5 protein-coding genes are annotated in these 14,158 nt (G+C 75.3%); 1 reads left to right on the top strand and 4 read right to left on the bottom strand.

Translation table 11 applies throughout. From position 1 onward, the window contains the following. Positions 1-124: 124 nt before the first annotated feature. The 4 genes from AC07DA_RS10835 to AC07DA_RS10820 form a co-directional block, all read right to left on the bottom strand. Positions 125-11,047 (bottom strand): amino acid adenylation domain-containing protein, encoded by a 10,923-nt coding sequence (locus AC07DA_RS10835; RefSeq protein WP_479126619.1) that lies wholly within the window; start codon positions 11,045-11,047, stop codon positions 125-127. After that, complete coding sequence (locus tag AC07DA_RS10830; protein WP_479126617.1) at positions 11,007-12,395, bottom strand: MFS transporter; 1,389 nt, start codon at positions 12,393-12,395, stop codon at positions 11,007-11,009. The genes AC07DA_RS10835 and AC07DA_RS10830 overlap by 41 nt, the downstream gene beginning before the upstream one ends. A gap of 191 nt (positions 12,396-12,586) precedes the next feature. Next, the gene (locus AC07DA_RS10825; protein WP_479126615.1) at positions 12,587-12,940 is read right to left on the bottom strand and encodes a MazG-like family protein; all 354 of its coding nucleotides are present in this window, start codon (positions 12,938-12,940) and stop codon (positions 12,587-12,589) included. 57 nt (positions 12,941-12,997) lie between these two features. Next, the gene (locus AC07DA_RS10820) at positions 12,998-13,573 is read right to left on the bottom strand and encodes a DoxX family protein (protein WP_479126613.1); all 576 of its coding nucleotides are present in this window, start codon (positions 13,571-13,573) and stop codon (positions 12,998-13,000) included. 218 nt (positions 13,574-13,791) lie between these two features. Here AC07DA_RS10820 and AC07DA_RS10815 point away from each other — a divergent pair, with 218 nt between their 5' ends. Further along, a complete protein-coding gene (locus tag AC07DA_RS10815) occupies positions 13,792-14,118 on the top strand; it encodes a nuclear transport factor 2 family protein (protein ID WP_479126611.1) in 327 nt (108 codons plus the stop codon). The last annotated feature ends 40 nt before the right edge of the window (positions 14,119-14,158 follow it).

Genomic DNA, 14,158 nt, shown 5'->3' with positions numbered 1-14,158 from the left:
TCACGAGTGTCGAGACTTCGACGTCTCTCGGCCGAGAGTTACAGATGCCCGCCGCCGCGGGCGACGGCCCTGGATGCCTTCCCGAGCGGGATTCCAGCGGCGCCCCAGTTCCGCCGCGCGCAGGTCAGGGGCCGGTCACCTCCCGCAGCAGCCCGGTGAACGACTCCGCCCACCCCTCCACCGTCTCCGCCGTGAACAGGTCCGTCGAGTACTCGAACGTGACCGTGATGCGGTCTCCCTCCGGGGTGATCACGGCGTAGAGCTCGTTGCGGGCCACGCCCTGGACGGGGAGGGCGCGGAGGGTCGTGCGCACGTCCCGGAGGTCCAGGGCCGGTGGGTCCGTCGTGATCACCGTGAACAGCACCGTCGGGAACAGGGCCTCCGCCATCTCCGGTGCGACCAGGGACACCACGTCCGTCAGCGGGAGGTCCTGGTGGTCCAGGGCCTGGAAGAGGGTCGTGCCCAGCTGGGCGGTCAGGGCGGCGAAGGAGCCGGCCTCGGACAGGCGGGCCCGGAGCAGGACCGCGTCGCCCACGATGCCGACGGTTTCCGCGCGGTCCCGGGGGAGGCGGTTGGCGCTGGACGCCGCCAGGACGATGTCGTCCCGGCGGCCGCACAGGGCGCCGAGCCAGGTCGAGAACGCCGCCGCCAGGACCGTGTAGGGCGTGGTGCCCAGGCGGGTCGCCGTGGCGGTGAGCCGGGCCGGGGTGCCGTCGTCGATCGTCCAGGTGTGCAGGGCGCCCCGGCCGGACAGCGTGCCGGGGTGGGGGCGGTCGTAGGGGAGGGCCGGGCGCAACGGGACGCCGGTGAGTTCCTCGCGCCAGAAGTGCTCCAGGGCCTTCCTGCGGTCGTCCGGCAAGGCGTGTTCCGCACGTGCGAAGTCCGTGAACTGGGAGACCGGCTCGGGAAGTTGCGGAGTGCCGCCGGTCCGGTGCGCACGGTAGAGCTCGCCCAGGTCGCGCCGGATCAGCCCCAGGGACCAGCCGTCGCACACCGCGTGGTGGAAGACCGTCAGCAGGATCCAGTGGTCGTCGGCCACCCGGGCCAGGCGGAAGCGGAACAGCGGGGGCCGGTCCAGGGTGAAGGGCGCGCCGACGTGTTCGGCGCACCAGTCGTCGGCCGCCCGGTCCGGGGGCGCGGCGGCCGTACGGAGGTCGGTGACCGGGAGGTCCACCGGGACCTCGGCGAGGATCTCGACCTCGTGGCCGCCGTCCGGCCGGCGCAGCGGCCTGGCGCGCAGGGCGTGGTGGCGTGTCACCACGTCCCGGAGCGACCGGTGCAGCGACTCGGGGTCCAACTCGCCGCGGAGGTCAGCGCGATGGGCGATGTTGTAGACGCTCGGATCGGTGAGCGCGTGGTGGCGGCGCCACAGGCGGCGCAGGGTGGACGGCATGGGCACCGTGTCCACGACCCGGGCACGGGCGGCGATGCCGCGGATCGTCGGGTCCAGGAAGAAGTCCGCCATCGTCAGGTCGACGCCGGCCGCCTCCCGCATCCGGTTCAGCAGGCGGATCGCGCTCAGCGAGTGGCCGCCGAGTGCGAAGAACGGTGTCGTGACCGGGAGCGGGCGGGTGTCCAGCTCCTCGCACCACAGGTCGTGCAGCGTCCGCTCCAGGTCCGTGGCCGGCTCCGACTCCGACGCCGACTCCGACGCCGACTCCGAGGGATCGTCCGTCTCGTGCCCGGGTTCCGGCAGGGCGGCGCGGTCCAGCTTGCCGGCGGTGTTCACCGGCAGGCGGTCCAGGGTCACCCATCGGCGGGGGACCAGGGGGTCGGGGAGCCGGGCCGCGAGCGCCGTGCGCACCCGGTGCCCGGACGTCCCCTCGTCCAGGACCACGTACGCCACCAGCTCGGTGTCGCCGTGACGGTCGCGCCGCGCCAGCACCGCCGCCTCGCGGACGGCGGGCAGTGCCGTCAGCGCCGCCTGCACCTCGCCCGGTTCGACCCGGTGGCCGCGGACCTTGACCTGGTCGTCCGCCCGGCCCCGGTACTCCAGGGTGCCGTCGGTGCGCCAGCGGCCCAGGTCGCCCGTGCGGTAGCGCAGCCCGTCCGCGCCGTCGGGGAGGAACGCGGCCGCGGTCTCGGCGGGGCGGCCGTGGTAGCCGTGCGCCACCGGCACACCGCCGACGTGGATCTCGCCGACCGCTCCGGCCGGCACCGGCCGGCCCGCGCCGTCCAGGAGCGCGACCCGCGCCCCCGGCACCGGTGTGCCGATCGGGGGCCGGTCCCCGCCCGCCGGATCCACGCGGTGCGACGTGACGATGATCGAGGTCTCCGTCGGTCCGTACTGGTTGTACAGCGCGCACCCCGGGTGCCCGGCGAGGAAGCGGCGGAAGGCCGGTGTGAGGTGCAGGGCCTCGCCCGCCGAGAACAGCTCGCGCAGCGAGGGCAGTCGGGGGGCCGTCTCCATCAGGTACTTCAGGGGCGTGCAGGGCATGAACAGGCGCTGCACCCCGTGGCGTTGGACCGTCCGCGCCACCGCCGCCGGGTCGTGCCGTACGGCGTCGTCGACGAGGACGAGGGCCGCCCCCGAGGCGAGCGTCGTGAAGATCTCCTGCACGCTCACGTCGAACGCCGGTGACGTCCACTGGAGGGTGCGCAGCGCGGGGTGGCGGTCCAGGTGGCCGCGCACCAGGTTGGCGGGGCCCCGGTGCGGTACGACCACGCCCTTCGGCCGGCCGGTCGAGCCCGAGGTGTGGATGCAGTACGCCGGATCCTCCGGACCCGGGCCGTCCGCGAGCGGGCCCGGCGCGAGGGTGTCGTCCGCCGACTCCGCCAGCACGACGGGCAGTCCGGGGTCGGCGAGCACGGAGGCCGTGGCCTCGCAGGCGAGGAGGAGGACCGGTGCCGTGTCGGCGAGGAGCAGCGCCAGGCGCGGCACGGGCAGGGACGGGTCCAGCGGGACGTACGCCGCGCCCGTCTTGAGGACCGCCAGCAGGGCCGTGATCAGCTGCGGGCCGCGCGGCAGCAGGACCGCCACGCGCTGTCCGCGCTCCGCCCCGAGGCCGCGGAGCAGGCGGGCCAGGCGGTTGGCCGCCGCGTCCAGCTCCGCGTAGGTGACCCGGGTCCCGTCGCCGAGGAGCGCCTCGGCGTCCGGTGTGCGGCGCACCTGCTGCTCGAACAGGGCGTTGAGGGTGTCCGGGGGCGCGGCCTCCGCGCTGCGCTCCAGGTCCGCCAGCAGCGCGCGGTCGGCCGGTGTGAGGGAGGTCAGCGCCCCCAGCGGCGCGTCCGGCGTGTCCAGCGCCCGGCGCAGCACCTGCTCGACGTAGTCCACGAAGCGGCGCACCGTGGCCTCGTCGAAGAGGGCGGTGTCGTACTCGACCATGAAGCGGACCCCGCCCGCGTGGCGGGTCAGGTAGACGCTGAGGTCGAACGGGGCGCGCTCGCTCGGGACGTCGAGCAGGGTGCAGCCGAGGTGCGGCGGGTCGAACTCCGCCCCGCCCTCGTTCTCGTACTCCACCATCACCTGGAACAGCGGGTTGCGGCCCGGGTCGCGGCGCGGGTTGAGCGCGCCGACCAGCTCGTCGAAGGGGACGCCGCTGTGCTCGTACGCCGCGGTGCTGCTCTCGCGGACCCGGCGCAGCAGGGCCGGGAAGTCCGGGTCGCCGGTGAGGTCCAGGCGCAGCGGGACCGTGTCGAGGAAGAGACCGACATGGTCCTCGGCGCCCGGCGGGCGGGAGGCGACAGCCGTGCCGATCACCACGTCCCGCTGTCCCGCGAACCGGCCGAGAACCGCGCCGATGGCGCCGGTCAGCGCCATGAAGAGGGTGGCCCGGTGCCCGGCGGCCAGCTTCTGCAGACCGTCGGCCAGCGCGGCGTCCAGGGCGTGGGTGAGGCTCGCGCCCGCTCCCGAGCGGACCGGCGGGCGGGGGCGGTCGGTGGGGAGGGCCAGTTCGGGTGCGTCGGCGAGGTGGTGCCGCCAGAAGCCGGGCGACGCCGGGTCCGGCCGGGTGGCCGCCGGCAGGCCGGGCAGCGGCCCCGGTACGGGGCCGGCGCCCCGCCGGGCGCGGTAGTACGCGGCGAGGTCGCGCACCAGCACGGCCGTGGAGGAGGAGTCGAAGACGATGTGGTGGGCCAGCAGGAACAACAGGTGACGGTCCGGGGACAGGCGCAGCAGCCGGGCCGCGACCAGCGGACCCGTGGAGAGGCCGAGCCCGTGGTCCGCCGCGAGCGCCGACCGCAGGGCCTCCTGCTCCGTCGCGCCCGTGTGGTCCTCCAGGGGGCAGTCGAGCGGCATGCGCTCGCGTATCTCCTGGTAGGGAACACCGTCCGTGTCGCCGAAGACCGTGCGCAGCGCCGGATGCCGCTCCGCGACCCGCTCCAGTGCCCAGCGCAGGGCCGCGACGTCCAGGGGACCGTCGAGCAGGACCGCCTTGGGCTCGTGGTACATGGCGGTACCCGGGTGCAGTTGCTCCAGGAACCAGATGCGGCGCTGGGCGGGGGTCAGGGGCGCCCGGCGGGGTGCCGGGGGCGCCAGGGGTGCCGGGCGTACCGCGGGTACCGGCGGTGCCGGGGGTGCCGCGGGCCCCCCGTCGGAAGCCGCCCGGCGGACCCGGTCCAGGAGCGGCAACGCGGCCAGCACCTTCTCCTTCGGTACGCCGAAGTCCACGAAACAGGCGATCTCGTCCGCCCCGGCGGCCAGCAGACGCCGTACGGTCCCGGCGGCGGTGTGCGCGTCGCCGATCAGGGCGCGGGACGCGCAGTAGCGCTCGTACGCGCGGCCCAGCAGGAACTCGACGTCTTCCTCCGGGGTGTTCTCCAGGTCCACCTGGAAGCCCAGACTGTTGGTGACCTGGTCGAAGAGCGAGAGCGAGGACCGCAGGTACGACAGGAACGGCCGGTACGCCTCCGCCCGCGCCCGCTCCGCGTCGTCCTCCAGGTAGGTGTGCACCAGCACCACCACCCGCCCGGCCGCCGGGTCGAGACCGTGCTCGGCGCGGCTGCGCCGGTACAGCGCGATGTTCTCGGCCAGTTGCTCCACCGTCTGCGTCATCAGGTTGGTGACCACGCCGAGGTCCTCGGCGGCCGCCCGGCGGTAGCTGTCCGGGTTCCCCACGACGGCCACGTACATCGGCGGGCGTTCCTGCACCGGGCGCGGGTGCAGGGAGATCTCCACGGGCGTGCCGTCGCCCGCCGTCGTGCGCACCGGCCGCCCCGACCACAGCTCCCGGACGGTCGCCAGGTGCTCGTACATCACCTCGCGGTGCCGGCCGAAGTGCTGCGGGGCGAGCGCGAAGTCGGTGGCGTGCCAGCCGCTGGCGAAGCACAGGCCCGTCCGGCCGCCGGAGATGTTGTCGACGACCGACCACTCCTCGGCGACCCGGGCCGGATGGTGCAGCGGCAGCACCACGGAACCGGCGTGCAGCCGGATCCGGCTGGTCCGGGCGGCCAGGGCCGCGGCCAGGACCGAGGGGTTGGGGAACAGCGCGCCGAAGGAGTTGAAGTGCCGCTCGGGGAACCACAGGGCGTGGAAGCCGTGCCGGTCCGCGAAGTCGGCCGCGGCCATGATCAGGCCGTACTTGTCGTGGTCGGTGTCCTGGGGGTAGTCGCCGAAGAAGTAGAGGCTGAAGTCGGTGGTTCCGGTGGCTGCCGACTCCGGGAGGGGAGCGCTGGGGACGGAAGCCGGGGTGGTGGGGGTGGGTTGGGGCAGCGCCGTAGTGGGTGTGGGTGTGGGTGTGGGTGTGGAGGTGGCCGTGGATGTGGGCGCGGTCGCTGGCGCGGTCGCGTTCTTCGCGAGGACGTCGAGCTGGCGGGAGATCATCTCGCCCACTTGGTCGACGAGTTTCTCCGTCAGTTGCAGTTGCCGGGTGAAGAGGGCGGCCAGGCCGTCCGGTGACTCCACCGGCTCGCTGACGGCCGGCTCGCGTACGGCCGTGTCGCGTACGGCCCGTTCCTCGATCGCCGCCGTTTCCGCCGCGCGGCCCGTCGGACGCCCGGCACCGCGCAGCTCCCCGACCCGTGCCGCCAGCCTCTCAGGCGTGTCGGCCGTGTCGAACACCTCCCGGACGGGGACCCGGACGCCGTACCGCTGCTCCAGTTCCGTCGTCATGCTCATCAGGGACAGCGAGTCGGCGCCCAGTTCGAAGAACGAGCTGCCCGGTGCCACGTCGGCGACCGGACGGCCGAGCTTCTCCGCCGCCAACTGGCGGATGGAGTCGAGGACTTCGCTGTCCGGTGCGACGGGAACGACCGGCGCGACGGGTACGGCCCGCTCGGGAGCCGTCGCCGGTACGGCGCCGCCGTACGGCACCGGCCTGCGCCGCAGCGGATGCCCGGGCAGCGGCACCCGGCCCCTGTCCTCCGTGAGCGTCCGCCAGTCCAGGTCGGCGCCCCGGGCGTACAGCGATCCGAGGGCCGTCAGGAAGCCGTGTGCCTGCTCGGCGGCCGTGTCCCCGGCGCCCTGCCCGCTCAGCCACCGGCTGTCGGGTACGCAGTGCCGGCCGAGGCCGGTGAGGGTGCGCCCGGCGCCGAGTTCCACGAAGTCACGGCAGCCCTGCGCGACGGCCGCGGCCATGGCGAGGTCGAAGCGGACCGGCCGGCGGGCCTGACGGCACAGGTACTCCGCGTCGACGGTCCAGCCCGCGGCGCGCACCTCCCCGTCGGCCGTGGTCACCAGCGGGGTGTCCAGCGCGCGGTACGTCACCCCTTCCGCGAGGTCCCGGAACGCGCCGAGCGCGCCCTCGATCTCCGCGGAGTGGAACGCCCGTTCGACCGGCAGCGCACGCCAGCGCAGCCCCTCCTGGTCGAACAGCCGTGCCGCCTCCTTCAGGGCCTGTTGCGGCCCCGCGAGGACATGGGCGTACGGGCCGTTGACCGCGGCGAGTTCCGCACCGGAGGCAGCGGCGACCCGGTGTGCGGTGGCGCCGTCGGAGCGGACGGCGAGCATGCCCCCGGCCGGACATCGGTCCCGCATCAGGCGTCCGCGCCAGGCGGTGAGCCGCAGTCCGTCCTCCAGGGACAGGGCACCGGCCGCGTACAGGGCGGCGTACTCGCCGACGCTGTGCCCGAACAGCAGCGCGGGCCGGATCCCGGCCGCGCGCCAGGCGTCGGTCAGTGCCGCGTGCTGGGCGAAGAGGGCGGCTTGGGCGGTCCCGGTGGGCCAGATCTCGTCCCGCGCGCCGGAGTCGTCCGGGCCGGGGGCGGTGAGCAGCGCCGTGAGCAGGCCGCCGCCGAACTCCCGGGCGTGGAGCTCCTCGCAGCGGTCGAGCGTGGCCCGTGCCGCCGGGTGCGCGGCGTACAGGCCCCGCGCCATGCCGGGGCGGGCGCTGCCCTGGCCGGTGAAGGCGAAGGCGACCGGGCCGAGCGGGTCCGGCGCGGTGTGCCGGAGTTCCGCCAGCGCGCGGGCGAGGTCACCGGCCGTGCGGCCGGTCACGGCGGTCCGTGCCGCGCGGTGCGGGCGGCCGAGGGCCAGGGTGGCGGCCACGTCGGTGACCGGCAGGTCCGGGCGGGCCAGGAGCCGGTCGCGCAGCGCGGCCGTGTACGCGTCCAGGGACTCCTCGTCACGGGCCGACACCGGGACCAGGACGGGCAGTTCGGGGGTGGGGCGGGGCCGTGCGGAAGGGGCCTCCTCCAGGACGACGTGGGCGTTGGTGCCGCCGACGCCCAGCGCGCTGACCCCGGCCCGGCGGGGCACGCCGTCGGGCACCTGCCACGGCTCCAGCTCCGTGGCGAGCCGGAACCGGCCGTCACGCAGCGGCAGTTCGGGATTGGGACGGGTCAGGTGCGGGGTGGGCACCAGCGTGCGGTGGCGCAGCATGAGGACCGTCTTGATGAGCCCGGCCATGCCCGCGCAGCTGTCGAGGTGTCCGATGTTCGGCTTGACGGAACCGATGGTGCAGGAGCCCGGCGGGACGTCACCGCCCGGGACGAGCGCACGGGCCAGTGCCGTGAGCTCCACCGGGTCGCCGAGCCGGGTCCCGGTGCCGTGCGCCTCCACGTAGGAGATCGTCTCCGGCGGCACGTCCGCCCTGCGCAGGGCCTGGCGCACCACCTCGGCCTGTCCCTCGACACCGGGGGCGGTGAAGCCGACCTTCGCGGCGCCGTCGTTGTTGACGGCCGAGCCCAGGATCACCGCGTGCACGGTGTCTCCGTCGGCCAGCGCCCGGTCCAGGCGCTTGAGCAGCACGGCGGCCACGCCGTTGCCGCCGACGGTGCCGTCGGCCTCCGCGTCGAAGGCCCGGCAGCGGCCGGTGGGGGACAGGATGGAACCGGGGTGGCTGTGGTAGCCGGTCTCCTGGGGCAGGTGCACGGCCGCCGCACCGGCCAGCGCCAGGTCCGTCTCGCCGGTGAGCAGCGCCTGGACCGCCAGGTGCACGGCGACCAGCGACGTGGAACAGGCCGTCTGCACGCCGATGGCCGGGCCCGTGAGGCCGAGCCGGTAGGCGACGCGCGTGGCGAGGAAGTCCGGCTCCTGCCCGATGGCCGACTGCATGCCCGCAGCCGGGTCCGCCGGGTCGTACGGCGCGCCGGCCGCGGGCCCCTGCTGGTGGTCGTAGAGGTTCATGCCGGACCCGGCGAACACGCCCACCCGCACGCCCGGGGCGGTCGCCGCGTGGCCGCCCTCCTCCAGGGCCTGGTGGCAGCACTCCAGGAACAGGCGGTGCGCGGGGTGCGTGAGCCCGGCCTCCCGGGGGCTCAGCCCGAAGAAGTCCGCGTCGAACTCCTCGACGCCGTCGAGCACTCCGGAGACGGGCACGTGGCCGGGGGCGTGGCGCTGCTCCGGGGTGAGGCCGGCCGCGGCGAGCTCCGGCTCGCCGAACACCCGCACGCTGTCCACGCCGTCGCGCAGATTCGCCCAGAACTCCTCCGCCGTACGGGCACCGGGGAAGCGCAAGGCCAGCCCGATGACGGCCACGCGGCGGTCGGGGCGGCCGTCGTCGCGTGCCGTGGCGGGTGCGGGTGCCGGTGCGGGAGCCGAAGCCGGTTCCGCGGACGGCCCGTTCGCGAGGTGGGCCGCGAGGGCCGTGACCGTCGGGTGCTCGAAGAACGCGGTCTGCGGGACGGGCCGGGCGAGACGTTCCGCCAGCCGGTTCCGCAGCCGTACCAACAGCACGGAGGTCAGGCCGAGTTCGTAGAACGGCACGTCCGCCGCGGCCGGACGGCCGAGGACGGCGGCCAGCTCCTGGGCCACGACCCCGCTCACCTCCACGGCCGCCTGGGACACCACGGCCGCCTGGGACACCGCGGCCGCCTGGGACACCGCGGCCGCCCGGGGGAGGGCGGCGGTGTCAGGGCCCGGGCCGCCGTCCCTGCCCGAATGCTCCTGAAGCTCGCCGTCCCCGCCCGGGACAGCGTCCTCACCCGAGGCACGGTCCCCGCCCGGGGCACCATCCCCGCCCGAGGCACCGCCCCCGCCCGGCGCGCCCAGCCGCTTCGGCAGCTCCGCGCGGCGCACCTTGCCCGCCGGCGTCCGCGGGAACTCCCCCTCCGGCACGGGCAGGACATGAGCGGCGGTGAGCCGGAGGCGGGTGAACAGCGCCGCCCGCACCTCCGCCGCGATCCGGGTGTCCTCGGCCGCCCCGCGGCTGACGAAGAACACCGCCAGCTCCTCCGTGCCCCGCTCGGCGGACGGGATCCCGCACGCGGCGACCTCGCCCTGCCGGACCCCGTCGACGGCGGTGGCGGCCTCCTCCACCTCGTGGCAGTAGACGTTGAGCCCGTTGAGGACGATGACGTCCTTGCGCCGCCCCGTGACGACGAGCTGGCCGCCGTCGAGGAAGGCCAGATCGCCGGTGTCCAGCCAGTCCCGGCCGTTCGGGTAGGCGGCGGCGTCCGCGTCGGGGTTGCGGACGTAGCCGGGGGTGAGCCGGGTCGGGGAGTGCACCTGGAGCCGGCCGATCCGGCCCGCCGGGGTGAGGTCGCCGTGGTCGTCGACGACACGCAGCGAGACGCCGTGGGCGGGCGGGCCGCAGGCGACGAAGGTGACGCAGTCCGCGTCGGGCACGTCCGCCCCGGCCCGCACCAGGTCGCCGCCCAGGCTGCTCTTGAGCAGGCGGTGCACGGTGCCCGGCCGGTCCAGCCGGCCGTAGGTGACGGCCGTGACCGTCTCGGCCATGCCCCACACCGGGGCGATGTGCTCCTCGCGCACCCCGTACGGGGCCGTCGCGTCGAGGAAGCGGCGCAGCACCGGCAGCACGACCCGTTCGCCCCCGCACAGCAGGGACTTCAGACCGCCCAGGTCCCATGGGCGGCCGGGCCGTTCGGCCAGCGCGTCCGCGACGAGCCGGTAGGCGAACGTCGGTGCCCAGCTGTGCCGCGCCCGGTGCTCGTGGAGCAGGTCGAGCCAGCGCAGCGGGTCGGCCAGCACGTGCTCGGTGGGGGCGTGGACGTTCGTGGCGCCGGTGAAGACGGCCAGCAGGTGGTAGAGGAGGAAGGCGCCGCTGTGGTCGACGGGCAGCCAGTTCACCATCGTGTCGTCCGGGCGGACGTCGAGGATCCGCCGGCTGCTCGCCGCGAAGTCCGCGAGCCCGGCGTGCGTCAGGCGGGCCGCCTTCGGGACCCCGGTGCTGCCGGAGGACAGCATCAGCAGGGCCGTGCCGGAGGGGTCGGGCTCGACGTGGTCCGGGGCGGGCGGCGCGGCGAGGCACTCCCGGGCCAGGGCGATCCGCGAGGCGTGCGCGAGGGCCGCGGCGCCCGGCGCGTCGGTCAGCACCAGCGGCCCGTCGAGTAACGCGCGTGCCTGTTCCAGTCGTTCGCGGGCCGGGGAGCCCGGCGCGGGATGCTCGGCGATCGCCACCGGGAGCGCTCCGCCCAGCACGCACCCCCAGAAAGCGGGGAAGAACTCGTCCAGCGGCAGCCCGCACAGCACCACCGGGTCACCGCGCCGCACCCCGTGGGCGCGCAGCCCGCCGAGCATCCGGCGTGCGGCGTCCAGCAGTTCGGGATACGGCCGGGAGCCGGTCGTGCCGTCGGCCGCGACCGTGACGACGGCACCGCCGCGCGCCGGCTCGGCTGCGCCCAGCAGCGCCCGGACCGCGTCGCGCGGCTCGTCCTCGGCCCGCTCCGGCTCAGGACCCCGGCAGACGGCCTGCCCCCGTAGACGTTCCATGCGTGTCCTCTCCCTCTCCTGCGCTGGTGGACGAACGGTCCGTGCCCTCGCGTGCGTGGTGGGCCCGTACGGTGAGCCACAGGGCCACCGCTCCGCACAGCGCAGCCCCGTGGAAGGCGCCCACGACGGCCAGGGCGGGCAGCGTCTCCAGCGCGGCCGCGGCGGCGATCGTGCCGAGCGCGAACCCGGACTGCTCCGCGGTGGCGGACAGCCCGAACAGCCGGTCGCGCTGCCGGTCGGGGGCCGCCTGGAGCCGCGAGGTGTAGACGATCTCGGTCCAGCCGTCCGCGAAGCCGGCCGCCAGGGCCGCCGCGACCAGGGCCGGGGCGGGTGGGCCGGTGAACGCCGCGACGAAGCAGAGCGACATGGCGCAGGTGCCCGCCGCGAAGGCCCGTTCGCCCCAGGTCGTGCCGTGCGGGCGGCGCTTGAGGACCTGGTGGGCGAGGAGCGTGCCCACGGCCCACGCGGCCCAGAACCGGGTCATGAACAGCGCCGGTTCCGACGGCTCTGCCGCGTTGGCCGCCAGGGGCAGCGCGACGTTGTGCGAGGCGGACGCCAGCGCGTCCAGGCCCCGCAGCGCGATCAGCCCGAGCAGCGGCCCGGCGACTCCCGCAACACGCCGCGCGAGCCACCCGCCCCGGGCCGGCACCCGTCGTCCGAGCCACCCGCCTCGGACCGGCATGGCTTCCGGCCGCTGATCGGCGGGCGGTCCAGCGGCTGCGGCCGAGGGGGGACCGGCCTTCTCGGCCAGATCCAGCCCCCCGTCCGGGGGTTGCTCCGCGCCACCGCCCGAGTCCGTCCGCGGCCGCAGCACCGCCACCGCCGCCGCCGACACCGCGAAGCTCGCGCCGTTGACGGCGAACGCGACGCCGAAGCCGCCGAGTGCGATGACCGGCGCCGCCGAGGCGAAGCCCAGCACCGTGGCGACGGAACGGGCCGTCACCAGCACGCCGTTGGCCCGGGCGCGGCCCTCCTGCCCGACCATGACCGGGACCGCGCTGCGCAGGGCGACGTTGAACAGCGTGTTGCCCGCGCCCAGCACGAGCACCGCGCCGAGCAGCACACCGAGCGGGATGTCCCGCGCCCCCAGCGCGAGCACCACCATGGCGAGCGTCTGGGCGACGTCGGTGGTCACCATGACCGTGCGGCGCGTCACCCTGGCGGTCACCGCCCCGGCGGCGAGCCCGGCCGCGACACCGGACAGCAGCCGTACGGCCATCACCGCGCCCACGCCCAGGGCGGTGCCGGTGACCTCGTAGGAGAACAGGCTGAGCGCGATCAGGTTGAGGTACGTCCCGTAGGCCGACACCGCGTGCGCGACCACCAGGGACCGGAACCTCCAGTCCACCCCCGTCACCGGACCCCTCAACCTCGGTAGGACCCAAGACGGCCGTCCTACCACCCGAGCGTTCGGTCGATCATTGCAGAAGTGTTCGGGGCCGCGGGGGGAAACGGGCGTACAGGGCGTCACCGCCGCCGACCGCCGACCGCCGACCGCCGACCGCGGACGACCGCGGGCGATCGCGACCGTCCGGGGGGTCACGGTCGCGCCGAGGCCAGCGACCGCTCCGTCACCCGCTCCAGATGGTGCGTGAACACCTCCCGCGCCTCGGGCGTCAGGGTCCGCAGCGCCAACAGCGCCGTGATGACGACGTCGCACAGCTCCGCCTGCACGTCGTCCCAGTCGTGCGTCACGCCCTTGCGCGGGTTCTGGCCGGTCGCGCCGATCACCGCCTCGGCGACCTCGCCGACCTCCTCGCTCAGTTTCAGCACGCGCAGCAGCAGGCCCTCGCGGCCCTCGGCCGGGCGCTGCGCGTCCAGCCACGCGTACAGCACGTCCACGGTGTCCCACAGCTCGGGCGCGGGCGGGGTGGCGGGTGTGTCGTCACTCATGGGCGGCAGCCTGCCACGCGGGTCTGACAGCGCCCCGGCCGCGCACGCCGTGGGGCGTTACTCCATGGACTCCTGCTCGAACAGGGCCTCCTGCTCGCCCTCCTTGGCCTTCCGCAGCCGCCGGGCACGCCCTCCGACGACCAGGGCGGTGCCCGCCGCGGTCGCCGCGAAGGCCGCCGGGAGCATCCAGCCGCGGTTCACCGCGTGCCCGAGCGCGTGGTCCAGGGAGTACCGCCCCGGCCCGGTGACGGCCAGCCCGGCCGCCGTCAGACCGAGGGTCGCGGCGTACTCGTAGCCGCCGCCCTGGTTGAAGAAACCGTTCGGGGTGTGCACCGCAGCGGCTCCCGCCATGGCGCCGGCCGCCGCAGCGCCGGCCGCGGGCGTGGCCAGGCCCAGGGCCAGCAGTACGCCGCCTCCGGTCTCCGCGAGTCCCGCGGCCGTCGCGCTGGCCTTGCCCGGGGCGTAGCCCACGGACTCCATGAACTGGCCGGTGCCCTCGATGCCGTGGCCGCCGAACCAGCCGAACAGCTTCTGCGCGCCGTGGGCGGCCAGCACACCCCCCGCTCCCAGCCGGAGCAGCAGCAGGCCCAGATCACTGCGGTGGTCATGCCTTGAGCGCCTCACGTGCCTCACGTCGTCTCCCGGAGCGGACAGCAGGAACAGCAGGACAGCGGAACAGCGGGAACAGCGGAACAACAGGAACAGCGGAACAACAGGAACAGGGGCAACGCCCATCGTCGCGTTCCCACCGTCGCACCTCCGGCACCCGCCGACATCCCACGGACGTGCCCGGGGCGCCGTTCGGGTGGCACGGGTGGCGTGACCGGGCGGCCGGGACGAGGCTGAGGCGCATGACGATTCAGACCACCCGCCTGAGCGACCCGGCCGTCCGCGCCTTCGTGACCGCCGTGAACCACCACGACCGCGAGGGCTTCATGGCGCTCCTCGCGCCGGGCGCGACCATGGCGGACGACGGGTCCGAGCGCGACCTCGCCGACTGGGTCGACCGGGAGATCTTCTCCTCCCACGGGCACATGGAGGTCGACAACGAGTCCGACGGCGGCCGGTCCCTGCTCGCCCGCTACAGCAACGACACCTGGGGCGAGATGCGGACCCGGTGGAGCTTCACCGTCGACGAGGACGGCAGGATCTCCCGCTTCGAGACCGGCCAGGCCTGACGCGGCAGTCGTTCCACGCACCGGTGCGCATCCCGCGGTT

Source organism: Streptomyces sp. NPDC044921, from assembly GCF_056432865.1.
This window is presented reverse-complemented; position numbering and strand designations above follow the sequence as displayed.

Bases quoted from the DNA above. Each gene is read 5' to 3' on its own strand.
- AC07DA_RS10835 (WP_479126619.1), bottom strand. From the start codon at position 11,047: ATGGAACGTCTACGGGGGCAGGCCGTCTGCCGGGGTCCTGAGCCGGAG.
- AC07DA_RS10825 (WP_479126615.1), bottom strand. From the start codon at position 12,940: ATGAGTGACGACACACCCGCCACCCCGCCCGCGCCCGAGCTGTGGGAC.
- AC07DA_RS10815 (WP_479126611.1), top strand. From the start codon at position 13,792: ATGACGATTCAGACCACCCGCCTGAGCGACCCGGCCGTCCGCGCCTTC.